20 protein-coding genes are annotated in these 26,705 nt (G+C 69.3%); 6 read left to right on the top strand and 14 right to left on the bottom strand.

Features of this window, described 5'->3' with window-relative positions; all coding sequences use genetic code 11:
* Positions 1-22: 22 nt before the first annotated feature.
* Positions 23-1,342, bottom strand: coding sequence for an MFS transporter (locus BM060_RS03370; RefSeq protein ID WP_074977279.1), 1,320 nt, complete (start codon positions 1,340-1,342; stop codon positions 23-25).
* A gap of 101 nt (positions 1,343-1,443) precedes the next feature.
* Positions 1,444-2,442, bottom strand: a complete 999-nt coding sequence (gene araD1 / locus BM060_RS03375; RefSeq protein WP_074977281.1) for an AraD1 family protein — start codon at positions 2,440-2,442, stop codon at positions 1,444-1,446.
* Positions 2,443-2,568: 126 nt separating this feature from the next.
* On the opposite strand from araD1, the gene BM060_RS03380 reads away from it, so the two are divergent.
* Positions 2,569-3,483 carry a LysR family transcriptional regulator gene (locus BM060_RS03380; RefSeq protein WP_074977283.1) on the top strand — a complete coding sequence of 305 codons (915 nt, stop codon included), beginning with the start codon at positions 2,569-2,571 and terminating at the stop codon, positions 3,481-3,483.
* Between the two features lies 1 nt (position 3,484).
* On the opposite strand, the gene rfaD is transcribed toward BM060_RS03380, so the two are convergent.
* The gene (rfaD, locus tag BM060_RS03385) at positions 3,485-4,477 is read right to left on the bottom strand and encodes an ADP-glyceromanno-heptose 6-epimerase (protein ID WP_074977285.1); all 993 of its coding nucleotides are present in this window, start codon (positions 4,475-4,477) and stop codon (positions 3,485-3,487) included.
* A gap of 109 nt (positions 4,478-4,586) precedes the next feature.
* Positions 4,587-4,871: an Rdx family protein gene (locus tag BM060_RS03390; RefSeq protein ID WP_074977287.1), complete on the bottom strand. Its 285-nt coding sequence runs from the start codon at positions 4,869-4,871 to the stop codon at positions 4,587-4,589.
* Positions 4,872-4,937: 66 nt separating this feature from the next.
* Between BM060_RS03390 and BM060_RS03395 the strand changes: the two genes are divergently transcribed.
* Positions 4,938-7,124, top strand: a complete 2,187-nt coding sequence (locus BM060_RS03395) for a patatin-like phospholipase family protein (protein ID WP_074977289.1) — start codon at positions 4,938-4,940, stop codon at positions 7,122-7,124.
* 711 nt (positions 7,125-7,835) lie between these two features.
* Here the strand turns inward: BM060_RS03395 and BM060_RS03400 are convergent.
* The 5 genes from BM060_RS03400 to recQ form a co-directional block, all read right to left on the bottom strand.
* Positions 7,836-9,902: a motility hub landmark protein FimV gene (locus BM060_RS03400; protein WP_074977291.1), complete on the bottom strand. Its 2,067-nt coding sequence runs from the start codon at positions 9,900-9,902 to the stop codon at positions 7,836-7,838.
* A 281-nt stretch (positions 9,903-10,183) separates the two neighbouring features.
* The gene (gene slyA / locus BM060_RS03405; RefSeq protein ID WP_009620445.1) at positions 10,184-10,618 is read right to left on the bottom strand and encodes a transcriptional regulator SlyA; all 435 of its coding nucleotides are present in this window, start codon (positions 10,616-10,618) and stop codon (positions 10,184-10,186) included.
* A gap of 94 nt (positions 10,619-10,712) precedes the next feature.
* A complete protein-coding gene (locus BM060_RS03410) occupies positions 10,713-11,729 on the bottom strand; it encodes a DUF2804 domain-containing protein (RefSeq protein ID WP_074977293.1) in 1,017 nt (338 codons plus the stop codon).
* A 93-nt stretch (positions 11,730-11,822) separates the two neighbouring features.
* Positions 11,823-12,980 (bottom strand): GGDEF domain-containing protein, encoded by a 1,158-nt coding sequence (locus tag BM060_RS03415; protein ID WP_074977294.1) that lies wholly within the window; start codon positions 12,978-12,980, stop codon positions 11,823-11,825.
* Between the two features lie 125 nt (positions 12,981-13,105).
* A complete protein-coding gene (gene recQ / locus BM060_RS03420; protein WP_074977296.1) occupies positions 13,106-15,250 on the bottom strand; it encodes a DNA helicase RecQ in 2,145 nt (714 codons plus the stop codon).
* A gap of 889 nt (positions 15,251-16,139) precedes the next feature.
* Between recQ and BM060_RS03425 the strand changes: the two genes are divergently transcribed.
* Together BM060_RS03425 and BM060_RS03430 are read left to right on the top strand one after the other, a co-directional pair.
* Positions 16,140-16,727: a UPF0149 family protein gene (locus BM060_RS03425; protein WP_043271008.1), complete on the top strand. Its 588-nt coding sequence runs from the start codon at positions 16,140-16,142 to the stop codon at positions 16,725-16,727.
* Between the two features lie 10 nt (positions 16,728-16,737).
* Entirely contained in the window at positions 16,738-17,139 is a 402-nt protein-coding gene (locus BM060_RS03430; protein WP_074977298.1) for a YbaN family protein, read from the top strand.
* Positions 17,140-17,142: 3 nt separating this feature from the next.
* Here the strand turns inward: BM060_RS03430 and BM060_RS03435 are convergent, their stop codons facing one another.
* The 4 genes from BM060_RS03435 to BM060_RS03450 are packed head-to-tail and all read right to left on the bottom strand — an operon-like array spanning position 17,143 to position 23,528.
* Positions 17,143-18,561 carry a heavy metal sensor histidine kinase gene (locus BM060_RS03435; protein ID WP_074977300.1) on the bottom strand — a complete coding sequence of 473 codons (1,419 nt, stop codon included), beginning with the start codon at positions 18,559-18,561 and terminating at the stop codon, positions 17,143-17,145.
* On the bottom strand, positions 18,558-19,250 hold the full coding sequence (locus tag BM060_RS03440; RefSeq protein WP_074977303.1) for a heavy metal response regulator transcription factor: 693 nt from the start codon (positions 19,248-19,250) through the stop codon (positions 18,558-18,560). Before BM060_RS03440 ends, BM060_RS03435 begins: the two co-directional genes overlap by 4 nt.
* A gap of 46 nt (positions 19,251-19,296) precedes the next feature.
* Entirely contained in the window at positions 19,297-22,386 is a 3,090-nt protein-coding gene (locus tag BM060_RS03445; RefSeq protein WP_074977305.1) for a multidrug efflux RND transporter permease subunit, read from the bottom strand.
* On the bottom strand, positions 22,383-23,528 hold the full coding sequence (locus tag BM060_RS03450) for an efflux RND transporter periplasmic adaptor subunit (protein ID WP_371857784.1): 1,146 nt from the start codon (positions 23,526-23,528) through the stop codon (positions 22,383-22,385). The genes BM060_RS03445 and BM060_RS03450 overlap by 4 nt, the downstream gene beginning before the upstream one ends.
* A gap of 170 nt (positions 23,529-23,698) precedes the next feature.
* Here BM060_RS03450 and lapG point away from each other — a divergent pair, with 170 nt between their 5' ends.
* Both lapG and lapD read left to right on the top strand, forming a co-directional pair.
* The gene (lapG, locus tag BM060_RS03455; RefSeq protein ID WP_074977309.1) at positions 23,699-24,394 is read left to right on the top strand and encodes a cysteine protease LapG; all 696 of its coding nucleotides are present in this window, start codon (positions 23,699-23,701) and stop codon (positions 24,392-24,394) included.
* Positions 24,395-24,403: 9 nt separating this feature from the next.
* Positions 24,404-26,353, top strand: coding sequence for a cyclic di-GMP receptor LapD (gene lapD / locus BM060_RS03460; protein WP_074977311.1), 1,950 nt, complete (start codon positions 24,404-24,406; stop codon positions 26,351-26,353).
* Between the two features lie 25 nt (positions 26,354-26,378).
* Here lapD and BM060_RS03465 read toward each other — a convergent pair.
* Positions 26,379-26,705, bottom strand: a 327-nt coding sequence (locus tag BM060_RS03465) for an integrase core domain-containing protein (protein ID WP_143096583.1), incomplete at its 5' end; no start/stop codon positions are given.

The raw sequence follows: 26,705 nt of genomic DNA on the forward strand, positions 1-26,705 counted from the left end.
AACCTCACATCGACGGGCCGGCTCAGGCCAGCCCGCGCTCACGGTAGTCGATCAGGCTGGAGAACAGCACCAGGCCGAGGGCCATCACGACGAAGAAGATCAGGGCCAGGAAGTAGGAGCCGGTGAACTGCACGATCAGGCCGATGAGGATCGGCACTATCACCCCGACCATGTTGCCGCCGAAGTTCATGCTGCCGCCCAGCACGCCGGCGCGCGACTTGCCGCCGAGGATCGCCGGCAGGCACCAGTACATGCCGCACCAGCGGATGAAGAAGAGCGCGACGCAGAGCAGCGCGATGACCCCGGCGGCATCGGCGGTGTAGGCCACCAGCAGGATGCACAGCGAGGCGATCATGGCCGAGCCGGCGAACATGCTGCGCATCACCCGGTTCGGCGCGCCGCCGGCGGCCTTCCACTTGTCGGCCAGCCAGCCGCCGACCAGTTCGCCGACGAAGCCGCACATGAAGATCAGGAAGGTCGCCCCGCCCATGGCCTTGATGTCGAGGCCGTGGGCCTGGTGCAGGTAGCTCGGCATCCAGGTCATCAGGCCGTAGAACACGCTGTTGTAGCACATGTACCCGCAGATCATGGCCAGCACCGAGCGGTCGCGGAGCATCTCGCGCAGCACCGCCTTGCGGCCCTGGCCATGCTCGCGGGCAGCGGCCTCGTTGGCCTCGCGGATGTGCCGCAGTTCTTCCTCGTTCACCCCGGGATGTTCGGCGGGGTTGTTGCGGATGTACCACCAGGCCCAGAGGCCGACCACCACGGTGCCGATGCCGGCGATGACGAAGGCGGTGCGCCAGGAGCCGAACCAGGAAATCAGCCCGGCGATGATGATCGCGCCCAGGGCGGTGCCCAGCGGTGCGCCGCCGTCCACCAGGGTGGCGCCGCGGCCGCGCTCGTTGGGCGTCAGCCAGGCGCCGTTGAGCTTGGCCCCGGCGGGCATGATCGGCGACTCGGCGACGCCCAGGCCGATGCGCGTGGCCAGCAGCAGTATCCAGTTGTGCGAGGCCGCGCCCAGGGCCTGGAAGCTGCCCCAGGCGACGGTGGCGATGCCGACGATGTTGCGCGCCTGGAAGCGGTCCAGGAGCATGCCGGCGGGAATCTGCATCAGCGCGTAGGACCAGAAGAACGAGCTGAGCAGCAGGCCTTCCAGGGCCGGGGTCAGGTTGAATTCCTGGGAGATCAGCGGCAGCGCCACCGACAGCGAGGCGCGGTCGATGTAGTTGATCGCCGCGAGCAGCAGCAGGAGCAGGAAGATCCGCCAGCGCACCGTGGTGGCCTGGGCCACGCGGGCGGGAGCGACATCGGCGTACAACGTCTGGGCGTTGGTGGTTTTCATGGCCGTCTCTTTCTTATGTTTGTTATGGGCACCCGCGCGGCCATGGCCGTGCGGGTGGACGTAGCGCGGCGGCGGAGCCCGGCCGGGGCTCCGCGCGTCGCTCAGAGCGGGACGACGCCGCCGGCGGCGAACACCGGCTCGACCTGCTCGATGGCATTGACCAGCGGCTCGCCGAACTCGGCCAGGCTGATCTCGAAGCGGTCGCCCGCCCGGGTGCGAACCCCGTCGGCGAAGGACAGCGTGGCAGTACCGAAGAAGTGCACGTGCACATCGCCGGGGCGGAGGAACTGGGCGTACTTGAAGTGGTGGTACTCCAGGTTCTCCAGGCTGTGGCACATGTTGTCCTCGCCGGAGAGGAAGGCCTTTTCCCAGACGACCTGGCCGTCGCGCAGGATACGGCTGCGGCCTTCGAGATGGCGCGGCAACTCGCCGACCCGCAGCTCGGGCCCGTAGGAGCAGCTGCGCAGCTTGGAGTGCGCCAGGTACAGGTAGTTGCGGCGCTCCATCACGTGGTCGGAGAACTCGTTGCCCAGGGCGAAGCCCAGGCGGTACGGCCGGCCATCGTCGCCGATCACGTAGAGGCCGGTGAGTTCGGGCTCCTCGCCGGCATCCTCGGCGAATTCGGGGACGCGGAAGGCGCCGCCGGGCGGCACCACGATGCTGCCGTCGCCCTTGTAGAACCATTCCGGCTGCACGCCCACCGAGCCGGGTGCCGGACGGCCACCCTCGATGCCCCAGCGGAAGATGCGCATGGTGTCGGTGAGGGCGCTGTCGTCCTCGTCCTTCTGCTGGTGCATCTTGTCGCGGGTGGAAGCGCTGCCCAGGTGGGTCAGCCCGGTGCCGCTGATCAGGCAGTGGGCGGGGTCCTCGTGGTCCAGCGGCGGCAGTACACGGCCGGCCTCCAGCAGTTGGGCGTAGGTCTCGGCGCAAGGCTCGCTGCCGCGCGCCAGCACTTCGTCGACCAGGCTGCGGTCGGCGCGGATCGCCGCCAGGGCCAGTTCGCGGGTGCTGGAGCAGTCGCGCAGGGTCTCGACCTGCTGGCCTTCGACGACGCCGACCCGGCGGCAGCCCTGGTCGGTGAGGAATTGGATCAGTCTCATGATTCGGCTCGCATTGTTATCGTCCAACGGCCCTGCGCAGGAACCTCGTGGGAGCCACTGTAAATTCGCGGGCAAATGCTGCCTAATGAGAGCTGCTGATTGAGCGATAACTTTTCCTTATCCCCCATGCTGCCCTCGCTGACCACCATCGCCTCGCGCCTGCGCCTGAAGCAGCTGCGCCTGCTGATCGCCCTCGACGAACACGGCTCGCTGCACAAGGCCGCCGAAGCGGTGGCCATCACCCAGCCCGGCGCCACCAAGGCGCTGCACGAAATCGAGTCGACCCTCGGCGCGACGCTTTTCGAGCGCACGCCCAAGGGCCTGCAGCCGAACGACCTGGGACGCTGCGTGATCCGCTACGCGCGGCTGATCCACACCGACCTGGCGCACCTGCGCGAGGAAATGCTGGGCATCCTCCAGGGCCACGGCGGGCGGCTCTCGGTGGGGGTGATCATGGGCGCCGTGCCCATGCTGGTGGAGGGCCTGGCGCGGCTGCGGCACAAACAGCCGGAGCTGTCGGTGGAAATAGTCGAGGACACCAGCGCGCGCCTGCTCAGCCTGCTCGACCAGGGCCGCCTGGACCTGGCCATCTGCCGCACCAGCGTCAGCCGGCGGCCGGACAACTACGAATGCCGGGCCCTGGAACAGGAAGGCCTGGCCCTGGTGGCCAACCCGCGCCACCCGCTGGCCGGGGCGGATTCGCTGGAGCTGGCCGACGTGGCCGCCTACCGCTGGGTGGTGTTCCCGGTGAACATGCCGATGCGCCTGCTGCTGGAGCGGGAATTCCGCGAAGCCGGGCTGCCTTTCCCGCCCTACCCCGTCGAGACCTCGTCCACTTTCACCACCCTGAGCCTGCTGCTGGAGGACGAGGCGCTGGTGGCGCTGATGCCGGTGGACGTGGCGCGCGTGGGCCTGGATGCAGGGCTCATCACCCGCCTGGCGCTGAACGTGAAGACGCGCAGCGAACCCTACGAAGTGGTCACTCGCAAGGGCGCCAGCCTGTCGGTGCCGGCGCAGTTGCTGATCGACGAATTCGCCTGAATCAGGCCTGGTCCAGCAACCACCGGCAATAACGCTCCACCCCCTCCTCCACGCCCAGCATCGGCGCGCGGTAGCCGGCCTCGCGGAGGAAGGCGATGTCGGCGCAGGTGTAGCACTGGTACTTGCCGCGCAGGCTGTCGGGGAATTCGACGTATTCCAGTAGTCCCTGGGCGATGGCCTGCTGCAGGTCCAGCGGCTGTTGGTCCTGCTGCGCGCGCAGGCTGTTGATCACTGCCAGGGCCACGTCGTTGAACGGCTGGGCGCGGCCGCTGCCGAGATTGAAGATGCCGCTGCGCCCGGGGTTGTCGAGGAAGTGCAGGTTGACCCGCGCCACGTCCTCCACCGAGACGAAGTCGCGCAGGTGGCCGCCGGCCGGGTAGTCGCCGTATTCGCCGAACAGTTGCACCTTGCCGCTGGCGCGGAACTGCTCGAAGCAGTGGAAGGCCACCGAGGCCATGCGTCCCTTGTGCTGTTCGCGCGGGCCGTAGACGTTGAAGTAGCGCAGCCCGACGACCTGGCTGTGCGCCTGCGGCAAGGCGCGGCGCACGCGCTGGTCGAAGAGGAACTTGGAGTAGCCGTAGGCGTTCAGCGGCCGCTCGTACTCGCGCAGCTCGCGGAAGTCGCGCCCGCCGCCGTAGACCGCCGCCGAGGAGGCATAGAGGAAGGGCACGCCCAGTTTCAGGCTGGCCTCCAGCAGGTCGCAGCTGTAGCGGTAGTTGTTGTCCATCAGGTAGCGGCCGTCGCCTTCCAGGGTGCTGGAGCAGGCGCCCTGGTGGAACAGCGCGCGGACCACGCCGAAACCGCCGCGGGCGTAGCGTTCGACGAAGTCGCGCTTGTCCAGGTAGTCGGCGATGTCGCAGTCGGCGAGGTTGCGGACCTTGTCGCCCTCGGTCAGGTCGTCGACCGCGATGATTTCGGTTTCACCACGCCGGTTCAGTGCCTTGACGAGATTGCTGCCGATGAAGCCGGCCGCCCCGGTGACGATGATGCTCATGTGGGAACACTCCCCTGGGGAGAATGGATTGCCCACAGGCTATTGCGCGCATCGCCGGCGGCCTTTGATATAAGGCAGGAAAAGATAGCTCGCTAACGAAATACCCGACTCACGGCCGGTCGTTGTGCCCCAGGTCGCGCTGCGGGTCGATGCGGTCGCGCACCCGCTGCTTGAGCACCTTGGCCTCGGGGAAGCCGCCGTCGACCTTGCGCTCCCAGATCTGCTCGCCGTCGCAGGTGATGCGGAACACCCCGCCGGTGCCGGGCTCCAGGCTCACCCGGGCGAGGTCGTCGGCGAAGGTGCTGAGCAGTTCCTGGGCCAGCCAGGCGGCGCGCAGCAGCCACTGGCACTGGGTGCAATAGGTGATGACGATTTCCGCTCTGGGCTGGCTCATGGCGACCGGGCTCCTGCTCTGGGATGCCTATAATAGCCGCCTGGAAGCCCGATCGGACCCCGCCCCATGCGCCGCCTGCTGTTCGCCCTGCTGCTGCTCCTTCCGCTGTCCACCCTCGCCGCCGGGCACCCGCCGAAGATCGGCCTGGTGCTGTCCGGCGGCGCCGCCCGCGGCCTGGCCCACATCGGCGTGCTCAAGGCCCTGGACGAACAGGGCATTCACATCGACGCCATCGCCGGGACCAGCATGGGCGCGGTGGTCGGCGGGCTCTATGCCGCCGGCTACACGCCCAAGGAACTGGAGCGCATCGCCCTCGGCCTGGACTGGCAGCAGGCGCTGTCCGACTCGCCGCCGCGGGTGGACGTGCCCTTCCGGCGCAAGCAGGACGACCGCGACTTCCTGGTCAAGCAGAAGCTCAGCTTCCGCGACGACGGCTCTCTCGGCCTGCCCCTGGGCGCCATCCAGGGGCAGAACCTGACCATGCTCCTGGAGAGCCTGCTGGTGCACACCAGCGGCACCCGCGACTTCGACAAGCTGGCCATCCCCTTCCGCGCCGTGGCCACCGACATCGCCACCGGCGAGAAGGTGGTGTTCGACCGTGGCCACCTGCCCCAGGCGATCCGCGCCAGCATGTCGATCCCGGCGGTGTTCGCCCCGGTGGAGGTCGACGGCAAGCTGCTGGTGGACGGCGGCATGGTCGACAACATCCCGGTGGACGTGGCGCGCAGGATGGGCGTCGACGTGGTCATCGTGGTCGACATCGGCAACCCGCTGCTCGAACGCAAGCAACTGACCACCGTGGTCGACATGCTCAACCAGTCGGTCACCCTGATGACGCGCAAGAACTCCGAGGCGCAGCTGGCCACCCTGAAGCCCGACGACGTGCTCATCCAGCCGCCGCTCAGCGGCTACAGCTCCACCGACTTCGGCCGCGTGCCGCAGCTGATCGACGCCGGCTACCGCGCCACCAGCATCCTCGCCACGCGCCTGGCGGCCCTGCGCAAACCCCGCGACCAGGAGGCCGTGGCCCTGGCCGAGGCGCGCACGCCGGACGAGCGCACCCCGGTGATCGGCAGTATCCGCGTGGAGAACGACTCCAAAGTCGGCGACGAGGTGATCCGCCACTACATCCGCCAGCCGCTGGGCCAGCCGCTGGACCTGGAGCGCCTGCAGAGCGACATGAGCACCCTCTACGGCCTGGACTACTTCGACCAGGTGCAGTACCGCGTGGTCCGCGAGAAGGACGGCAACGCTCTGGTCATCCATGCCCTGGGCAAGCGCAGCGGCACCGACTACCTGCGCCTGGGCCTGAACCTGTCGGACGACTTGCGCGGCGACAGCACCTTCAACGTCGGCGCCAGCTACCGCGTCAACGGCATCAACCGCCTCGGCGCGGAATGGCTGACGCGCCTGCAGATCGGTGACCAGCAGGAGCTCTACAGCGAGTTCTACCAGCCGCTGGACGCCGGCTCGCGCTACTTCGTGGCGCCCTACCTGTTCAACGAGGCGCGCAACGTCGAGGCCACCGACAACGACGACCCCATCGCCGAATACCGCCTGGAGCGCTACGGCTACGGCCTCAACCTCGGCCGGCAGATCGCCAACAACGGCGAGATCCGCCTGGGCGTGGCCCAGGCCTTCGGCAAGGCCGACGTGCGCGTGGGCCAGCGGGACCTGCCGGACTTCCATTTCAACGAAGGCTACGCCGAGCTGAAGTACTCCTTCGACACCATGGACAACGTCGACTTCCCCCGCGAGGGCGAGGACATCCAGGCCGGCTACCGCGAGCACACGCCGTCGCTGGGCGACGACGACCGCTACCGCCAGTGGGAACTGCGCCTGGACAAGGCGCTGAGCAGCGGGCCGAACACCTGGGTGCTCGGCGGCGGCTACGGGCGCACCCTGGACGACGCCGACGTGGTGGTGTCGAGCTTCCTGCTCGGCGGCGCGCGCGAACTCTCTGGCTTCCGCCAGGACGCCCTGGCCGGGCAGAACTACAGCCTCGGCCGGGTGATCTACTACCGGCGCATGACCGAACGCTCGTTCCTGCCCCTGGACTTCCCCTTCTACCTCGGCGGCAGCCTGGAGCGCGGGCGGGTGTGGAACAACGACAACAGCTACGACACCGGCTACATCAACGCCATGAGCATCATGCTCGGCTTCGAGACGCCGCTGGGGCCGCTGTCGTTCAGCTACGGGTTGAACGATGCCGACGAGCATGCGGTGTACCTGAACCTGGGGCGGAATTTCTGAGGAAGCCCTGCTCCGGCTGGCGGCGGATAACCGCGAACGGTTATTCGCCCTACGGTCGGGCGCGGGTGTAGAAGCAACGGTCTTGCCGACTGCGCCAGCGCGCTCTTCGTAGGATGGGTTGAGCCTGCGAAACCCATGCGGCCACGGTGATGGGTATCGCTTCGCTCACCCCATCCTACGGGGTGTGCGGTGGTGTAGGAGCGCGCCCTGCGCGCGATATCGCGGGCAGGGCCCGCTCCTACAGGTCGCCGGGAGGCACGGTATTCCTTCCCCTGTAGGAGCGGACCTTGTCCGCGATAGCCGGACATCCCGGCGCGATTCGCGGATGAGATCCGCTCCTACCGTACGGGCGGGCACGGCTTCTCGTAGGAGCGAGCTTGCTCGCGAATGAGCCCCGCAGCGGAGTCTGTTCGCGAGCAAGCTCGCTCCTACGAAGAGCCCTCCGGCGTGACCTGCAAGACAGTTGCGCCTACCGCAGCCCCCTAACCCTCTCCCGGAGGGAGAGGGGACCGTTCGGCGTGCTCGGGGAGATTGGAGTTAGCCGGAGAGTAAGGATTCTCCGGCTGAAACCTCACTCCCAGCCGGCACGTACTGCCCCCTCTCCCTCCGGGAGAGGGCTGGGGTGAGGGGAAAGCCCAACACCAAGTCTCCCCGGCTTCAGGCAACAAAAAGCCCGGCACAAGGCCGGGCTCCGGGTAAACCGGGGATGCTTCAGGCAATCCGCGCCAACAGCTCGCGGGCCTCTTCCTGTTCCTGCTTGTCGCCCTTCTGCAGCACTTGTTCGAGGATCCGGTAGGCCTCGTCGAGGTCGCCGCGGTCGATGCAGGCGCGGGCCTGGTCGAGGCTGGCCAGCAGCTTGTCCTGTTCGCCGCCGGAACGGCTCGGCAGGCCGAAGGCGCCGGCCTGCTCGTCGTCCAGGTCGAACTCGGTGACCTCGGGCAGTTCGCGCAGGTTGCTGCGGAAGTCCTTCAGCAGATCGTCGGTGTCGTCCTTGCCGCCCTTGGCCGGCGAGCCCTTGGGCGAATCGAAGGCGTCCAGGCTGTTCCAGTCCAGGTCCAGGGACAGCTCGCCCAGATTCAGGTCGCCGGCGTCGCTCAGCGGCGGCTGTGCCGGCGCGGGGTGCTCGCCGACGTCGCCGAGCTCCAGGCCTTCCCATTCGCCGAGGCCGTCGCCGATGGCCTGCTCGTCTTCGCGTTCGAGCATGGCGGGGTAGCGGGCCTTGAGCTGGTCGATCTGCTTCTGGTCGCCGCCCATCGCCTGCAACGCCCGCTCCTGCTCGTGGAAGGCGGCCAGGTCGCCGAGCTCGGCGAGCACCAGCAACAGTTTCAGACGCAGGTCGCGGCGCTGCGGTTCGGCGGCGACGGACTTGACCAGCATGTCGCGGGCCTGGCCGAAGCGGCCGTAGGCGATGTAGATGTTCGCCCCCTCCAGGCTGTCGCTGCTGGCTGCCGGCAGCCGTGCCAGGGAGGCTTCGTTGGCGCTGGCCAGGGGCGCGACGGCGGAAGCCACCACCGGCTTGGCCGGCGCTGCCGGGCCGGCCGGCGCCAGCGGCGGCAGGCTGGCGGCCTCGGACTGCGCCTGGGGCGGCTCGTCGCCGCTGGGCTTGCGCCGGCGGTTGTAGACCAGGCCCAGGGCCAGCACCAGGGCTGCCAGGGCGGCCCACGGCCAGTAGCGGCTCAGGGAAACTCTTTCTTCGTCCTGCGCGACAGGCGCCTGAGGCGCCGGCTTGGCGGCTTCCGCCGTCGGCGCGGGCGCGGCAGCCGGTGCAGCCACGGGTGCCGCAGGCGCGGCTTCAGGCAGCGGAGCGCTGGCCGGCGCGGCCGCTTGCTCGGCCTGGCGGCGGGCCAGCTCGGCCTGCAGGCTCTGCACCTGCTGGTCGCGGCTTTCCAGGGCCTTCTGCAGGGTGTCGAGCTGCTGTTGCAGGGTGTCCATGCGCTGGTTCAGACGCTCGCGCTCGGCGGTCATGTCGGCCAGTTGCCCCTGGGCCTGCGCCACCGTCGCCTCGCTCGGCGCCGGCACGGCAGGCGCGGCGGCGGCAGCGGTGTTCGTGGCAGCCGCAGGCGTTGCCTGGCCGGCGGGCAGCACCAGTTGGTAGCCGAGGCGCAGGCGGTGCGGGTTGCCGCCGATGAACGCCTGCGGGTTCAGTTGCTGCAGCTGGGTCATCAGTTCCTGGCGGGCGGCGCCCTTGGCGCCCAGGCGCCCGGAGATGCTCCACAGGGTGTCGCCCGCGGCGGTGGTGTAGCGCCCCTCGCCCGCAGCGATGGGCGCGCTCGGAACGGGTGCCGGGCGCGCCGCCGCACTGCGCTTGGCCGGGCGGCTGGCCGCCGGGCCGCTGTCGGCGCCGCGCGTGGGAGCGCTCTGGGCATAGCTGCCGCCGGCGTAGCCCGGCGGGTCGATCAGCAGCGTGTACTCGCGCAGCAGGCGGCCGTTGGGGCGCTCCAGTTCGAGGAGGAAATTCAGGTAGGGCTCGTGCACCGGCTGGGTGGAAACCACACGGATGTAGCCGCGGCCGTTACGGATCACCGGAGTGAAGCGCAGGTTCTGCAGGAAGGTCGTGCGGTCCACGCCCATGCGCTCGAAGGTCGCCATGTCGGCCAGGCGGGCGATGAGCTCGTCACTGCTCAGGTCACCGGGCTGCAGCAGCTCGATCTCCGCATCCAGCGGCTGGTTCAGCGCCGAATGCACGGTGATGTCCCCGAGCCCCAGCGCGTGGGCCTGGGAAGTCATGAGAGCCGAGAGTACGGCCATTGCCAGCGGCAAGCGAGTGAGTCGAGCCATAGGTCCCATCCCAGTTGTGTCCAGGTCTGCAGGCCATCCTTGACCTCGCTGTGCGATCGGTCGTGCTGTCCATGCAATATAGACGCCCATCCGGGACGTGGGTTGGCCCGGCAACGCCATAAAGGCTCATTGCCATCACGATTAGGCGCAGGCCCCGTCTAGGTCAAGACAATTCGTCGGAAACCCGGCGAAAGGTCTGGGTACCACTCCGAACGGATGACGGCCCCCGTAGGAGCCGTCAGAAGTTTGGCAATTCTACTCGAAAAAGTGTGAAGAATCGCTCAGTTCTTTTCCAGATTGGAGAGGATGCGAGAGAGGATTTTCTGACAGATTGCTATGTCCGACTCATCGATGCCGGCCAATACGTCATTGCGTACGCTGGCGGCGATGTTCTCGATGTCGGCGATCAGCACGTCGGCCTTGGGCGTCAGGCAGATGCGCTTGGCGCGGCGGTCCTCGGCCACCGCCTGGCGGCGCACCAGGCCCTGGGATTCGAGGCCGTCGAGCAGGCGCGCGAGGGTCGGGCCCTCGACGCCGACCGATTGCGCGAGCTCGCGCTGGGTGGGGATGCCGGAATTGCGCGCCAGGTGCAAGAGCACCAGCCAACGGGCCTGGGAAAGCCCCAGGTGGCTGAGGCGGCGGTCGAGTTCGGCGCGCCATGCACGCGAGGCCTGGGCCAGTTGGGTGCCGAAGTAGTGCTTGTCTTTATCTGTCATTGTGCTGCAGCAGTTTCAGGCTAATTGATTTGGCTAATTATTAGTCGGCTAATCAAGCCCGTACAATGACATTTTGTCGCAGGGCTTTACCCGTTCACCATTTGGCGTACTGGTCCTCGACGAAGCCCCAGAGGTCGTCGATGACCAGCGACGCGCGGCCATGGGGGCGCAGCTCGCCGCGGAAGCGCCCGAAGATCTGCTTGAAGTTGCTCGCCAGCAGGCCCAGGTTCAGGCGTTCGCGATGCAGGCCGTGGGCCTCGAAGGTGAGGTCCACCTGGCCATCGAAGGAGCGGATGCGCCAGGGGCCCAGCTCCCGGTCGCGGTCGAACTCGAAACGCACGCTGTCGACCTTGCACAGCTCGCCGTCGAGCCAGAAGCAGTTCTCGGTGAAGCTGGTCTCGTTGACGCCGCACGACAGGTTCAACCCCACCCGCCTCCCCTGCGCCTCGCCGGACAGGCAGGCCCAGTTCCAGAAGGTCTCGCGGCGCATGTAGCCGGCCGACCAGTCGTGGTGGGCGAAGGCGTCGATGGCGCGCAGGTCGAAGTCGCCCAGGGTGCTGCGCACCTGGCCCGCGCAGCGCACCCCGGCGACCTTGCGTGCGTATACCCAGCCGTTCACCGCCGCGGGCGTGCACAGGCTCATGGGCTGGAAGGCCGGCTCAGTCTCGTCGAAACAGGCGTCGATGCGCGTGCCGTCGTCCAGTTCCACCAGCAGGCGCTTGCGCAGCGGCCCGGCAGAGTTCTCCAGGCGCAGCCGGTTGCGCCCCTGGCGCAGTTCGCAGGCGCCGTCGTCCGGGCGCTGCGAGAAGCGCGTGCCCAGGCCCAGCGGGCATTTGAAGCGACGTTCGAGCATGCGCCCGCTGCGCGGCTCGTAGAGGTAGACGAAGCCGACGGCCACCAGGCTCAGTTCGGCCAGGGCGCAGCCGCCGATCAGTTGCGGGCTGATCAGGCCGAAGTACTGGAACTGGTGGAAGTTGCGCCACTTGCTCAGCGCGCCCAGCTTGCGTCCCATGGGCGAGCGGTAGTCGAAGTCGCGGTGGTTGACGTCCTGCGGGGTATCGGCGAACACCCCGTAGTGGGGCTGGCCGTTGGCCTGGATCAGTCGCTGCATGGCGGGCGCTCGGCTGCGGGGTCGGCGGCATCCTAGCACCGGCGTGCCAGCGGGCGCAGTCACCGGCGGCGCCAGGACGGGGGACCGAATGGGTCAGGCCACCACCTGGTTGCGGCCGAACGCCTTGGCCTCGTAGAGGGCGCGGTCGGCATGGGCGTAGATCGCCTGCAGGGCCAAAGGCATGTCGGGCTTCAGGCAGGAAACGCCGATGGACAGCGTCACCTCCGCGGCGGTGCTCGAACCCTCGTGGCTGATGCCCAGGCCCTGCACCGCCTGGCGCAACACCTCGGCGCGGTGCCGGGCCTCGTCCAGGTCGGTGCCATAGAGCAGCACGGCGAACTCCTCGCCGCCCAGGCGCACGGCCATGTCCAGCGGCCGCCGCGCGCTGGCCGCCAGGGCCTTGCCTATGCGGCGCAGCACCTCGTCGCCGGCCTGGTGGCCGTAGCGGTCGTTGTAGGCCTTGAAGTGGTCGACGTCGCAGAGCAGCAGCGACAGCGGCGTGCCATCGCGCTGGGCCTGGCGCCACAGGCGCTCCAGCTGGCGGTCGAAGCTGCGCCGGTTGTGCAGGCCGGTGAGGGCGTCGTGGTCGGCCATCTGGCGCATCAGCCGGCTGACCAGGAAGTGCTCGCGGGACTTGTACTCCAGCAGGTAGCAGCCCACCGCGCCGACCAGGTTGCCCAGCAGCAGGAACACCAGGTTGTTCAGCAGCTTGGCCGGCGCCAGGCCGGCGTAGAGCTCGCAGCCCAGGTAGGCGAGGAGGATCAGCGAGGCCGAGCCCAGCGCCTCGGAGAAGCGCAGGCCGACCAGGAAGTAGGCGGCCATGCTGACCAGCAGCAGGCCTTCGTAGGGGTAGCCGGGGTCGACGCGGTGGGCGATGCCCACCACCACGGCGGCGCCGATGCCCACGGCGAGGATGCAGGCGAGGCTCAGCGGCACCACCAGGCGCACGAAGCGCCGCTGCAGGATCAGCCCGCCGCAGACAACCAGCAGCACCAGCACCGCGGCGCGCACGGCGAGCATGCTCCAGTGCTCCGGCCCCGGGATCAGCAGCAGGTCGATGGCCGCCAGCGCCAGCCAGGCCAGCACGGCGAAGCCGAGGGCGCTGCACTTGAGGGCGAAGTTGTCTTCCAGCAGGTAGGCGCGGTACTCGCCTTCCACGGGCGCGTCGAAGCGCAGGCGGCGGAAACCGCGGGCGAGCTGTTCGGCATAGGGGTTGGCGCGCACGTCGTCGAGCCAGGCATGTTGTGGCACGTCCGCCTCTTCTGGTGGAGGTCTTGGGCACACCTTAGCCCGTTGCGAAGCGCGTCACAAGTTTGTCGCCTCGAAACGCCACTTTTCTGTCAGCCATCAAAGCGCCAGCATGGCCGGCGCCGGTCTCAGACTTCCAGCTCGGCCTGCAGCGCGGCGCGCACGCAATGCAGCACGCCCTGCGGCACGCGGCCCTCGAAGCGCTCGGCCAGGGCCGCTACCGGCGGCAGCTCGCCGTCCTCTTCGAGGAAGGCGTCCTGCACTTCGGCCAGCAGCTCCTCGGGCAGGTCCAGGGCCTGTTCCAGGCTCAGTTGCTGCGCGGCGATGGCCTCGGCCAGCAGGCTGTAGACGTTTTTCTCGCTGCAGTCGAGCTGGCGGGCGATCTGCGCCGGGGTCATGCCGGCGCGGGCCAGGCTGACCAGTTCGTGGCGCAGGTCGACCACCGGCGCCGGCGTGGCGGGCGCCGCCTCGGATTCGGTGAGCACGTCGAGGAAGGCCTGGCCGTAGCGCTCCAGCTTGCGCGCGCCGACGCCGCTGACCTGGGCCATGGCGGTGAGCGTGGTCGGCTGGCTGCGCAGCATTTCCAGCAGGGTGGCGTCGGGGAAGATGACGTAGGGCGGCACCGAATGCTCCTGCGCCAGCTTGCGCCGCAGGGTGCGCAGCGCTTCCCACATCTCGCGCTCTTCCTGGCGCACCAGCTGGCTGGCCGGGCTGGCGCCGCCGGAGGACGGGGACTTGCTGCGCTGCGGCTTGGGATCGCGGCGCAGGGCCAGGGTCTCCTCGCCACGCAGCAGCGGGCGGCAGGCTTCGGTCAGGCGCAGGCCGTTGAAGCCGTCGACGTCCACGTCGGCGAAGCCACGGGCGACCAGTTGGCGGAACAGCGTGCGCCATTCCTCCTCGCCGCGCGCCTTGCCGATGCCGAACACCGCCAGGTGCTGGTGCCCGACGCTGCGTACCTTCTCGGTCTCCTTGCCGAGGAGGATGTCCACCAGATGGCCGACGCCATAGCGCTGGCCGCTGCGGTAGATCGCCGACAGGGCTTGGCGCGCGGGTTCGGTGGCGTCCCAGGTTTCCACCCCATCGACGCAGATGTCGCAATGCCCGCAAGGGTTGGGCATCACCTCGTCGAAGTAGGCCAGCAGCGCCTGGCGCCGGCAGCGGGTCTCCTCGCACAGCGCCAGCATGGCTTCGAGCTTGTGCCGTTCGACGCGCTTGTGGCGCTCGTCGCCCTCGGAGTTCTGCATCATCTGCCGCAGTAGCAATACGTCCTGCAGGCCGTAGGCCATCCAGGCGTCCGCCGGCAGGCCGTCGCGGCCGGCGCGGCCGGTTTCCTGGTAGTAGGCCTCCAGGCTCTTGGGCAGGTCGAGGTGGGCGACGAAGCGCACGTTGGGCTTGTCGATGCCCATGCCGAAAGCGATGGTCGCCACCATGATCAGGCCTTCCTCGTTGAGGAAGCGCTTCTGGTGGAAGGCGCGCAGTTCGTTGGACAGCCCGGCGTGGTACGGCAGCGCCGGGAAGCCCTGGTTGGAGAGGAACTCGGCGACCTCCTCGACCTTCTTGCGCGACAGGCAGTAGACGATGCCGGCGTCGCCGCGGCGTTCGGCGAGGAAGCCCAGCAGCTGCTTGCGCGGCTGTTCCTTGGGCACGATGCGGTAGAAGATGTTCGGCCGGTCGAAGCTGGAGAGGAACTGCTCGGCGTTCTGCAGGTGCAGGCGCTGGATCATTTCCTCGCGGGTGCGCATGTCCGCGGTGGCGGTCAGGGCGATGCGCGGCACGTCCGGGAACAGCTCGGCGAGCTGGCCCAGCTGCAGGTATTCCGGGCGGAAGTCATGGCCCCACTGCGACACGCAGTGCGCCTCGTCGATGGCGAACAGGCCGACGTTCAGGCGCTGCAGGAAGTCCAGCATGCGCGGCTGCACCAGGCGCTCGGGGGCGAGGTAGAGCAGCTTGATCTCGCCGCGCTGCAGGCGCGCGGCGATGTCCCGCTGCGCCTCGGGGCTGAGCGAGGAATTCAGCGCCGCGACCGGCACGCCCAGCTCGTCGAGGGTGGCGACCTGGTCCTCCATCAGCGCGATCAGCGGCGAGACCACCACGGTCAGGCCCTCGCGCAGCAGCGCCGGGACCTGGAAGCACAGCGACTTGCCGCCGCCGGTGGGCATCAGCACCAGGGCGTCGCCGCCGCTGGCCACGCGTTCGATGATGCGCGCCTGGTTGCCACGGAAGGCGTCGTAGCCGAATACGTCTTTGAGGATGCGCTGGGCCTGGTCGAGCATGGGGGACTCCGTTTCGAGCCGGGCATTATACGCAAGCGGGGCGATGGGGGTGGGTCAGCCGTCGCAATGGATTGAAGGCGCTTGCTCTATTAGCGCGCCACCGGGGCGTCCGGCGAGGCCGGAGAATCCAATCGCGGACAAAGTCCGCTCCTACCGCATGAGCGAGCATGGCTTTTCGTAGGATGGCGTTGAGCGGAGCCATACCCATCAGCGCAACCGCATGGGTTTCGCAAGCTCAACCCATCCTACGAAAAACGCCTCGGCGCAGACAGTTGCTCCTACGCCCGTGCTTCCCTGTAACCGTAGGAGCGGACTCCGTCCGCGATTCGGCGGATAACGCCGTAAGGATTTCCAGAGAAACATCCGCGCACTCCGGAACGCCCCTTCAGAAGGCCGAGCGAAGCCCCGCTCAGGAGGTCATGCGACATGGATGTCGCGAGAGCCCCGCGGGCTACAGGGACGTACCCTCGGGGCGGGCCTCCGTGGCGGGGGAATTCGCGAGGGTAGCCCGACTCTGTCGGGCCCGTATGTCGGGGCAAGCCTTTTTGGTTCCTTTTTGCGGGGGTGGCCTTCCACCGTTTGACAAAAGGGACTCGCCCGAGGGGGCGAAACCAGAGACATCCGAACACTCGGTGCGGCGCGCTACACCGAGCCCCCAAGTCACTGGGTTATTCCCCTTCGGGCCAGCGCAAGCGCTGTTCGCGATGGAGCCGCGTCCCGCGTTCGCGGGAATGACGGGGGTGGGGATAGGAGCACAGGACCAAGGTTCGCGAGCAAGCTCGCTCCTACGAAAAGCAGAACCCCACGCCGGCCACCAAGCCCCGTGGCTGGCCCGCGGGCCGCGGAAAGACTACAATTCAGGCCCGCATCCCCGCCGAGGTAGTAACCGATGTCCTTCGCCGACCAACTGGCCCGCCTGCAAGCCTTTCTCGATGCCGACGACCTGCACGAGGAAGCCTTGGACTATGTCGCGGCCCACGGCTACCTGACCGCCTTGGCGATCTGCCCGGACCAGGTGCCCGACCGCGAGTGGATCGATGCGCTCTTCGCCGAGCCGCCGCACTACCGCAGCGACGCCGAGCGCGAGGAAATCGAAGGCTCCCTGCTGCTGCTCAAGGCGCACATCACCCGCCAGCTGGCCGGCGACGAGGAACTGGAGCTGCCCTGCGAGCCCTACCTGGGCGACGAACCGGACGATTCCGACATCCGCGGCTGGTGCATCGGCTTCATGGAAGGCGTGTTCCTGCGCGAGGCCGTGTGGTTCGAGCAGGCCGAGGAAGAAGTCAGCGAGCTGCTGCTGCCGATCATGGTCGGTTCCGGGCTGTTCGACGAGCAGCCGGAGTTCGACGAGATCGCCCGCGACCGCCACCTGGTGGACGACATGGTCGCGCAGATCCCCGAGCTGCTGACCAACCTGTTCCTGCTCTGCCAGGCCCCGGAAGAGAAGCCGGCGCTGCTCAAGCCCCGCCAACACTGATCCGGCGCCTATGGCACCGCGGGAAATCCGCCGTAGCCGTCACGCCTGGGTGCGCTACCTGCTGCTGGCCGTCGGCTGGCTCAGCGTGGCGCTCGGCGTGGCCGGAATCTTCCTGCCGCTGCTGCCCACCACGCCCTTCCTGCTGCTCGCCGCGGCCTGCTTCATGCGCAGTTCGCAGCGCTTCTACGACTGGCTGGTGAGCCACCCCAGGCTGGGCCCCTGGATCAGCGACTACCTGGAAGGCAACGGCATCCCGCTCAAGGGCAAGCTCTACACCGTGGGGCTGATGTGGATCAGCATCGGCTTCTCCTGCTACCTGGTCCCGCACCTCTGGGCCCGGGTGTTCATGCTCAGCAGCGCAGTGCTGGTCAGCCTGTACATCCTGCTGAAGGTGAAGACCCGCCGCATCTGAGGCTCAGGCCGGCAGCGGCTCGCCTCCGCCCTCCCCGTCCGGCCCCGCTGGCGCCGGCACGGCGGCCACGCTGAAACCGAAGGTATTCACCCCCGCCTCGCTGCGCACGAAAACGCTGCCGCCGTGCATGCTCGCCACCGCCTTGACGATGGACAGGCCCAGGCCGTGGCTGCTCTGGCTGTTGGCCCGCGCCGCATCGACGCGGTAGAAGCGCTCGAACAGCCGGGCGCGCTCCTCGTCGCCGATGGGCGTGCCGGGGTTGCTCACCTCCACCCGCGCGGCGCCACCCTCGCCGCTCAGGCGCACCTCGATACGCCCGCCCGGCGCGGTGTGCTGGGCGGCGTTGTACAGCAGGTTGGTCACCGCGCGCTGGAACAGGGCGCGCTCAACGCTGGCGCGGGCCTCGCCATGCAGCGCCACGCTGACGCCCTGCTCGTCGAAGATCACTTCGAGGAAGTCCAGGGTGTTGCCCACCTCGGCGCGCAGCGAGGTTTCCACCCGCTCGGCGGCCAGGCTGCCCTGGTCGACGCGGGCGAGGAACAGCATGTCGTTGACGATGGCGCGCAGGCGTTCCAGTTCTTCCAGGTTGGATTGCAACACCTCTTCGTAGTCCCGCGCGTCGCGCTCGCGGGACAGCGCCACCTGGCTCTGGCCGATCAGGTTGGCCAGGGGCGTGCGCAGTTCGTGGGCCACGTCGGCGTTGAACGACTCCAGGCGCAGGTAGGCCTGTTCCAGGCGGTCCAGCGCTTCGTTGAAGGCCTGGGCCAGGGCCGACAGCTCGGCCGGCAGGCGCTCCAGGCGCAGGCGCTGGGACAACTGCCGCGGGCTGATCTGCCGGGCCTCGTCGCTGAGCCGGTGCAAGGGCCGCAGGCCGACGCGGGCGATCCAGTGGCCGCACAGCGAGGCCAGGGCGATGCCCAGCGCCGACAGGCCGAACAGCGCCACCAGCGTGGCCTGGCGCGCCTGCTGGAAGGCCACGCTGTCGATGGCGGTGAGCAGCACCAGCGCCGGGCGCTCGCCGCTGGCCGGCAGGCGGCCGACGCGGGTGGACAGCGGCGAGCCGTGGTCCGGCAGCTCCAGCTCGCCGTAGCCGCTGCCGGCGGCCAGCAGGCGGCGCACCGGCTCGCTGGCCTGGCCGTAGCGCAGGCGCGCGTCGTCGCTGTCGATCCAGAAGCGGATCAGCTCGTACTCCTGGCTCAGGGTGTTCAGCTTGCCCTGCAGGTGCGGCCAGCGCTGCACCAGGTCGGGCTTGTCGAGCATGCGCGCGACCATGTTGAAGCGGGTGTCCAGCTCCGAGCGCTGCAGGCGTTCGATCTGCTGGTCGAGCACCCAGTACAGCGCCGAGCCGATGAGCAGGAACGCGCCCAGCGCGGCGACGGCGAACATGCCGGCCAGGCGGGTAGACAGCGACAGGCCTTTCATCCGCCGCCCCCTTGCCCACTGCGGCTCTCCAGCACGTAGCCCATGCCGCGGATGGTGTGCAGCAGCTTGGTCTCGAAGGGCCCGTCGAGCTTGGCGCGCAGGCGCTTGATGGCGACCTCGACGACGTTGGTGTCGGTGTCGAAGTTGATGTCCCAGACCAGCTCGGCGATGGCGGTCTTGGAGAGGATCTCGCCGCTGCGCTGGGCCAGCACGCAGAGCAGCGCGTATTCCTTGGCGGTCAGCTCCAGGCGCGTGGCGCCGCGGAACACGCGGCGGCTGACCAGGTCGATGGACAGGTCGGCGATGCGCATCTGCGTCGCGCTCTCCAGGTGCGCGCCGCGGCGCGTCAGGGCCTGCAGGCGGGCCACCAGTTCGAGGAAGGAGAACGGCTTGATCAGGTAGTCGTCGGCGCCCTCGCGCAGGCCGCGCACGCGGTCCTCCACGCGCTCGCGGGCGGTGAGCATGATCACCGGCGTCTGCCGCCGCTCGCGCAGGGCGCGCAGCACGCCGTAGCCGTCGATGCCGGGGAGCATCACGTCCAGCACTATCACGTCGTACTCGCCGTTGAGCGCCAGGTGGCGGCCGTCGATGCCGTCGGCCGCCACGTCCACGGTGAAGCCCTGCTCGCTGAGCCCGCGCTGCAGGTAGTCCGCGGTCTTGCTCTCGTCTTCGACTATCAGTACGCGCATGCCCGGCCTCCGTTCGCTGCGTGCGGCCATGCTAACCAGCCCCGCCTCATGCCGCACCTCCCAGGGCCACGGCGGCCGGCTTGCGGTGGAACAGGCGGTCCAGCGCCAGGTACACCACCGGGGTGCTGAACAGCGTCAGCGCCTGGCTCACCAGCAGCCCGCCGACCACCGCCACGCCCAGCGGCTGGCGCAGCTCCGAGCCGGTGCCGAAGCCGATCATCAGCGGGATGGCGCCGAGCAGCGCGGCCAGGGTGGTCATCATGATCGGGCGGAAGCGCGCCAGGCACGCCTCGCGGATCGCGTCATGGGGCGAGAGCCCGCGCTGACGCTGGGCGGCCAGGGCGAAGTCGACCATCAGGATGCCGTTCTTCTTGACGATGCCGATCAGCAGCACCAGGCCGATCAGCGCCATCACCGAGAACTCCAGGCCCCAGCCCCAGAGCAGGAATACCGCGCCGATGCCGGCCGAGGGCAGCGTGGAAAGGATGGTCAGCGGGTGCACGAAGCTCTCGTAGAGCACGCCGAGGATCACGTAGACGGCGAAGAGCGCGGCGAGGATCAGCAGCGGCTGGCTCGCCAGGGAGCTCTGGAAGGCCCGCGCGGCGCCCTGGAAGTCGCCGCCGATGCTGGCCGGCATGCCGATCTCCTGCTGCGCGCGCTGCACCAGGCGCACCGCTTCGCCCAGGGCCGTGCCCGGGGCCAGGTTGAAGGACAGGGTGGCCGCCGGGAACATGCCGTTGTGGTTGATCTGCAGCGGCCCCGAGCGCGCCGGGGCGACCTTGGCCACGGCGGCCAGCGGGACCATCTCGCCGCTCCGCGGCGAGCGCAGGTGGAACCAGGCCAGGCTCTCGGCGCGGCCGCGCTGGCGGGCGTCCAGTTCGAGGATGACCTTGTACTGGTTGACCTCGGTCTGGAATTCGCCGACCTGGCGCTGGCCGAAGGCGTCGTACAGCGTCTGGCTGATGTCCTCGGCGCTCAGGCCGAAGCGCGCCGCCGCCACCCGGTCGATCTGCAGGGCGGTGACGCTGGCGCCCACCTGCAGGTCGTTGGACACGTCGGCCAGCCCCGGCTCCTGCTTCAGCCGCTCGGTCAGGCGCTGCGCCCACAGCGCCAGTTCGGCGCTGTCGTTGCTGCGCAGGGCGTACTGGTACTGGGTGCGCACCGGGCCGGTGGCCAGGTTGATGTCCTGGGCCGAGCGCAGGTAGAGGACGATGCCGGGCACCCTGGCCAGTTTCGGCCGCAGGCGGTTGATGAATTCCTCCACCGAGACGTCGCGGTCGCCGCGGTTCTTCAGCACGATCCAGAAGCGCCCGTTGGCCAGGCTCTGGCTGCCGCCGGTGATGCCGATGGCGTGGTTGTAGCTCTGCACCGCCGGGTCGGCGGCGACGATCTCGGCCAGTTGGCGGTGCTTCTCGGCCATGTCGGCGTAGGAGATGTCCTCGGCGGCCTGGGTGGTGCCGAACACGAAGGCGGTGTCCTGCAGCGGGAAGAAGCCTTTGGGGATGCCCGCGTAGCCGGCCACCGCCAGCGCGATGCACAGGCCGAAGCCGGCCAGCACCGTGCGCTGGTGCCGCAGCGACCAGTCCAGGCCGCGGGCGTAGCGGGCCAGCAGCCATTCGGAAATGCCGCCGTGGCCGGCGTGCTTCGGCGCGCCCATGAAGCGCGAGGCGAGCATCGGCGCCACCGTCAGCGAGGCCAGCACCGAGAGCAGGATGGCCGCCGTGACGCTGACGGCGAACTCGCGGAACAGCCGGCCGACGATGCCGCCCATGAACAGCAGCGGGATGAACGCGGCGATCAGCGAGAAGCTGATGGAAATGACCGTGAAGCCGATCTCCGCGGAGCCGTCCAGGGCCGCCTGCACGCGGTCCTTGCCCTGTTCCAGGTGGCGGTGGATGTTCTCCACCACCACGATGACGTCGTCGACGATGAAACCCACGGCGATGATCAGCGCCACCAGGGTCAGGTTGTTCAGGGTGAAGCCCAGCAGGTACATGGCGGAGAAGCTGGCGCTCAGCGACACCGCCAGCACCGTGGCGACGATCAGCGTCGCCGACAGCTGGCGCAGGAACAGGCCCATCACCAGCACCACCAGGCCCATGGTCAGCAGCAGCGTCAGCTCCACCTCGTGCAGCGAGGAGCGGATGGTGCGAGTGCGGTCGTTGAGCACCTCCACCTCGACGCCGGCCGGGAGCATCCCGCGCAGGCGCGGCAGGGCCGCCTGGATGGCGTCGGAGGTGGCGACTATGTTCGCCCCCGGCTGGCGCAGCACCACCAGGGCCACGCCAGGGCGGCCGTTGGGCCAGGCCTTGACGTAGTCGTCCTCCGGCGCCCTGACCACCCGCGCCAGGTCGCGCAGGAACACCGGGGCGCCGGCGCGGTAGGCCACCACCAGGTCGTCGTAGTCGGCGGGGCTGAACAACTGGTCGTTGGCCGCCAGGGTGGACACCCGGCCGTCGCCGAAGAGCGCGCCCTTGGCCTGGTTGATGCTGGCCGACTGCAGCGCCTGGCGCAGGTCGGCGAGGGTCAGGCGGTAGGCGGCGAGCTTCTCCGGCTGCGTCTGAATGCGGATCGCCGGGCGCTGCTGGCCGACCACGAAGATCTGCCCCACTCCGGCTATCTGGCTCAATTGGCGGGCCAGCAGCACTTCGGCGTAGTCGCTCAGCTCGATCAGCGGCAGCAGCTCGGAATTGACCCGCAGGATCATGATCGGGCTGTCCGCCGGGTTGACCTTGCGCCAGGTGGGCAGGTTCGGCAGGTCCGCCGGCAGGCGCCCGGAGGCGGCGTTGATGGCCGCCTGGACTTCCTGGGCGGCGACGTCGATGTCCTTCTCCAGCTCGAACTGCAGGGTCAGGGTGGTGGAGCCCAGGGCGCTGCTGGAGGTCATCTCGGCGATGCCGGGGATGGCGCTGAACTGCACCTCCAGCGGCGTGGCCACGGCCGAGGCCATGGTCTCCGGGCTACCGCCGGGCAGCAGGGCGTTGACCTGGATGGTCGGGAAATCCACCTGCGGCAGCGGCGCCACGCCCAGGCGCAGGAAGGCCAGCAGGCCGAGCAGCAGCGAGGCGATGGTCAGCAGGCAGGTGGCGATGGGGTGGCGCACGCACCAGCCGGACATGCCGGCGCGCACGCTCACGGCTGGCTCCGGCGCAGGGCCAGGGCCGGCGCCTCGCCCAGCACTTCGACGCGGGCGCCGGGGACCAGCCGCGAATGGCCGTCGAGCACCACCGCCTCGCCGGCCTCCAGGCCTTCCACCAGGCTGCGCCCGTCGACCTCCTGCAGCACCCGCACCGGCACGACCTCGGCCTTGCCGTCCACCACCCGGTACACGAAGGCGCCTTCCAGGCCACGGCGCACGGCGCGGCTGTCCAGCACCAGGCCGTCGCGCAGCACGCCGGTGCGCAGGTCCACGGCGACGAACTGGCCGGGCCAGAGCTTGCCGTCGGGGTTGTCGAACACCGCGCGCACGCGGATGGTGCCGGTGCTGCTGGCCACCTGGTTGTCGATGCTGCGCAGGCGGCCCTCGCCCAGCAACTGGCCGCCGTCGCGGCTGTAGGCGCTGACCAGGGTGTCGCCGCCGAGCAGCGGCTGCAGTCGCGGCAGGCTTTCCTGGGGCAGCGCGAAGACCACCGAGATGGGCGCTATCTGCGTCACGCTGAACAGGCTGCTGTCATCGTTGGTGCGCAGCAGGTTGCCGACGTCGACGTTGCGGATGCCCACGCGGCCGGCCACCGGCGAGGTGATCCGGGTATAGGACAGGCGCACGCGCTCGGCGTCGATGGTCGCCTGGTTGGCCCGCAGGGTGGCGCGCAGCTGCGCGGCCTGGGCCTCCTGCTGCTCGAGGATCTGCCGGGAGATGGAGCCACGCTCGATCAGCGTGCGGTAGCGCTGCAGGTCCTGCTCGACGATGCGCAGCTGCGCCTGGTTGCTCTGCCGGGTGGCCTCGGCCTGCTCCAGGGCGGCGGCGATGGCGCGGTCGTCGATGGTCGCCAGCAACTGGCCGCGCTCGACCAGTTGCCCCTCCTCCACCAGCAAGGCGGTCAGCTGGCCCTCGACCTGCGGCCGCAGCAGCACGCTGTGCAGGGAGGTGACGGTGCCGACGCCGGCGAGGTTCTGCGCCAGGTCCTCGCGCGCCACCCGCACCAGGGTCACCGGCACCCCGGGCGCCGCGGCGGCCGCCCGCGGCTCGCCCTGGCGCGCGCCGAGCCCCCAGGCCAGGGCGCCCGCCAGCACCACGCCAAGCAGCCCCGCCGCCATCCCTATCCGCCTGCCTTGCACCTGCATGCCGCCCTCCTCCTCGTCGCGGCCCGGCGGACCGCATCCTGCGTTTATAGGCCAGGCCGCGGGACTTCACCCTGACCCGAAGATGACAATGCTGTCAGTTTCGCCGCCGTCGACAGCCGCCAGGCAACGCCTAGACTTCACTCATTCCCCCTGGAGCCCCGGCGATGCGGCCACTGCAAGGAGCCCTCCGGCTGTTCGTCCGCCCGTCCGGGGCCGGCCTGGCGCTGCTCCTCGTCCTGGCCCTGGGCATCCAGGCGCAGTGGGACTTCGACGCCATCCTGCGCAAGGCCGAGCAACGCTGGGGCGACCTGGGCCCGGCGCGCCAGCGCATCCGCGACTGGGGCGAGCTGCTGCAAAGCGCCCGGGGCCAGGACGAGGCCGGCAAGCTCAAGGCCGCCAACGACTTCTTCAACGCCAGCCTGGCGTTCCGCGACGACCGCAGCGTGTGGGGCCAGGAAGACTACTGGGCGACGCCCGTCGAGGCCCTGTACAAGGGCGCCGGCGACTGCGAGGACTACGCCATCGCCAAGTACGTCACCCTGCGCCAGCTCGGCATCCCCAGCGACAAACTGCGCATCACCTACGTCAAGGCGCTGCGCCTGAACCAGGCGCACATGGTGCTGACCTGGTACGCCAGCCCCGACGCCGAGCCGCTGGTGCTCGACAACCTCATCCCGCAGATCCGCCCCGCCTCGCAGCGCCAGGACCTGCTCCCGGTCTACGCCTTCAACGCCGAAGGGCTGTGGTTGCCCGGCCCCGGCGGCGGCAAGCGCAGCGGCAGCAGCAAGCAGCTGTCGCGCTGGCAGGACCTGTTGACCAAGATGCGCGGCGAGGGGCTGATCCTCGACGAGACGCGCTAGGAGGCATGCATGTCGCTACTCAAGCAACTCTTCCTGGCCATCTGCCTGTTCCTGGTGGTGGCCTTCGCCGGCAGCTTCGCCACCAGCCTGGAGAGTTCCCGCGAGCAGCTCATAAGCCAGTTGCGCTCCCACGCCCAGGACGCCGCCACAGCCCTAGGGCTGTCACTGACGCCCCACGTCGACGATCCGGCGATGATCGAGCTGATGGTCAGCTCCATCTTCGACAGCGGCTACTTCGCCAGCATCCGCGTGGTGCGCATCGCCGACGGCCAGGTGCTGGTGGAGCGCAAGGCCGCCCCCGGCAACGGCGAGGTGCCCGGCTGGTTCGCCCGCCTGGTCAACCTCAAGGCCGAAGGCGGCGACGCCCTGATCATGCGCGGCTGGGAACAGGCGGCGCGGGTCGAGGTGGTCAGCCACCCGCAGTTCGCCCTGGCGCGGCTGTGGGACAGCGCCCTGGGCAGCCTGGCCTGGCTGCTCGGTTGCGGGGTGGTCAGCGCGATCCTCGGCGGCTGGCTGCTGCGCACCCAGTTGCGGCCGCTGGACCAGATGGTGCAACAGGCCCGGGCCATCACCCGCCGCGAATTCCTCACCCTGCCCCGCGAGCCGCGCACCCCGGAACTGCGCCGGGTGGTGCAGGCGATGAACCAGATGGTCGAGAAGCTCAAGGCGCTGTTCGCCGAGGAGGCCTCGCGCAGCGAGAAGCTGCGCGAGGAGGCCTACCAGGACAGCCTCTCCGGCCTGGCCAACCGGCGCCTGTTCGACGCCCGCCTGGAAGCCCAGCTGACGCCCGGCGAGCAGAGCGCCGCCGGCTACCTGCTGCTGCTGCGCCTGAACGACCTGGCCGGGCTCAACCAGCGCCTGGGCGGCCAGCGCACCGACGCGCTGATCCGCGAAGTCGCCGGCCTGCTGCAGGGCGCCCCGGCCCAGCACGGCAAGCCCGACTGGCTGGCCGCGCGCAGCCGCGGCGGCGAGTTCACCCTGCTCGCCCCGGGGCTGGACGGCAGCGGCGCCGAGCGCCTGGCCGAAGCCCTCAGCGACCAGCTGGAAAGCCTCCAGCGCACCGGCGCCAGCGACGTCCAGCCGGTGGCGCACCTGGGCCTGGCCGCGTTCCGCCCGGGGGAAGCGGCGGCCAGCGTCCTGGCCCGCGCCGACCAGGCCCTGGCCAGCGCCCAGGCCAGCGCCGAACGGCCCTGGCAGCGCCTCGACGAATCCAATGGCCAGCCGGCCCAGGACAGCCACGCCTGGCACGCCTGGATCGACAGCGCGCTGCAGAAGAGCCAGCTGCAACTGTGGTTCCAACCGGTACGCGCCTGCGCCGACGGCGCCCTGCTGCAGCAGAAGCTGCTGGCGCGTCTGCTCGACCCGCAGGGCCAGGCGGTGGCCGCCGGGCAGTTCCTGCCCTGGGTGGAGCGCTTCGGCTGGGCGGCGCGCCTGGACCGGGCCATGCTCGAACACGCCCTGGCCCACCTGGCCCAGCACCCCGAGCCCCTGGCGCTGAGCCTGTCGGCCGCCAGCGTGCGCGAGCCCCGGGCCTTGCGGCAACTGCTCGAAGCCATCAAGGCCAACCCGCAGCAGGCCGTCATGCTGACCCTGGAGCTGGACGAGCGCTACCTGCCGCCGCCGGCCGAACTGGAACAACTCGGCCAGGCCGTGCGCGACACCGGCGCCAGCCTCGGCCTGCAGCATTTCGGCGGGCGCTTCAGCCTGATCGGCAACCTCACCCACCTGGGCCTGGCCTATCTGAAGCTCGACGGCAGCTACATCCGCGCCATCGACCAGGACCAGGCCAAGCGCCTGTTCATCGAGGCGGTGTTCCGCGCCACCAACAGCATCGACCTGCCGCTGATCGCGGAGATGGTGGAGAGCGAGGGGGAATTGCGGGTGTTGCGGGAGATGGGGATCAAGGGGGCGATGGGGCGGTTGGTCGGGGCGCCGGCGCCGTGGGGTGAGGGGGGGTAGAGGTGGGATTGCGAGTCTGTGGTGGTCAAATAATTTCGGACACTTCGATAGGTTGTCTGGGTGGCCTGCGCTCGTAGCGGGTGGGTGGCAGATAGCCTAGGCTGGAGTGCAGGCGCACGTTGTTGTAGAAGCCGACGATGTAGTCGGCAATGTCGGTCATAGCCTCAGCATGGTTGGCGTAGTCACGTTGCCAGACCCGCTCCATTTTCAGGTTCAGGAAGAAGCGTTCCATGACCGCGTTGTCCCAGCAATTTCCCTTGCGGCTCATGCTCAAGACCAGGCCATGCCGCTTGAGCAGCGCGCGATAAACCTCGCTGGCGTACTGGCTACCACGATCCGAGTGCACGACCAG

Origin of the sequence: Pseudomonas citronellolis (assembly GCF_900112375.1) — a bacterium.
In the GTDB taxonomy this organism is placed as follows: domain Bacteria; phylum Pseudomonadota; class Gammaproteobacteria; order Pseudomonadales; family Pseudomonadaceae; genus Pseudomonas; species Pseudomonas citronellolis.

Bases quoted from the DNA above. Each gene is read 5' to 3' on its own strand.
- BM060_RS03370 (WP_074977279.1), bottom strand. From the start codon at position 1,342: ATGAAAACCACCAACGCCCAGACGTTGTACGCCGATGTCGCTCCCGCC.
- araD1 (WP_074977281.1), bottom strand. From the start codon at position 2,442: ATGAGACTGATCCAATTCCTCACCGACCAGGGCTGCCGCCGGGTCGGC.
- BM060_RS03380 (WP_074977283.1), top strand. From the start codon at position 2,569: ATGCTGCCCTCGCTGACCACCATCGCCTCGCGCCTGCGCCTGAAGCAG.
- rfaD (WP_074977285.1), bottom strand. From the start codon at position 4,477: ATGAGCATCATCGTCACCGGGGCGGCCGGCTTCATCGGCAGCAATCTC.
- BM060_RS03390 (WP_074977287.1), bottom strand. From the start codon at position 4,871: ATGAGCCAGCCCAGAGCGGAAATCGTCATCACCTATTGCACCCAGTGC.
- BM060_RS03395 (WP_074977289.1), top strand. From the start codon at position 4,938: ATGCGCCGCCTGCTGTTCGCCCTGCTGCTGCTCCTTCCGCTGTCCACC.
- BM060_RS03400 (WP_074977291.1), bottom strand. From the start codon at position 9,902: ATGGCTCGACTCACTCGCTTGCCGCTGGCAATGGCCGTACTCTCGGCT.
- slyA (WP_009620445.1), bottom strand. From the start codon at position 10,618: ATGACAGATAAAGACAAGCACTACTTCGGCACCCAACTGGCCCAGGCC.
- BM060_RS03410 (WP_074977293.1), bottom strand. From the start codon at position 11,729: ATGCAGCGACTGATCCAGGCCAACGGCCAGCCCCACTACGGGGTGTTC.
- recQ (WP_074977296.1), bottom strand. From the start codon at position 15,250: ATGCTCGACCAGGCCCAGCGCATCCTCAAAGACGTATTCGGCTACGAC.
- BM060_RS03425 (WP_043271008.1), top strand. From the start codon at position 16,140: ATGTCCTTCGCCGACCAACTGGCCCGCCTGCAAGCCTTTCTCGATGCC.
- BM060_RS03430 (WP_074977298.1), top strand. From the start codon at position 16,738: ATGGCACCGCGGGAAATCCGCCGTAGCCGTCACGCCTGGGTGCGCTAC.
- BM060_RS03435 (WP_074977300.1), bottom strand. From the start codon at position 18,561: ATGAAAGGCCTGTCGCTGTCTACCCGCCTGGCCGGCATGTTCGCCGTC.
- BM060_RS03440 (WP_074977303.1), bottom strand. From the start codon at position 19,250: ATGCGCGTACTGATAGTCGAAGACGAGAGCAAGACCGCGGACTACCTG.
- lapG (WP_074977309.1), top strand. From the start codon at position 23,699: ATGCGGCCACTGCAAGGAGCCCTCCGGCTGTTCGTCCGCCCGTCCGGG.
- lapD (WP_074977311.1), top strand. From the start codon at position 24,404: ATGTCGCTACTCAAGCAACTCTTCCTGGCCATCTGCCTGTTCCTGGTG.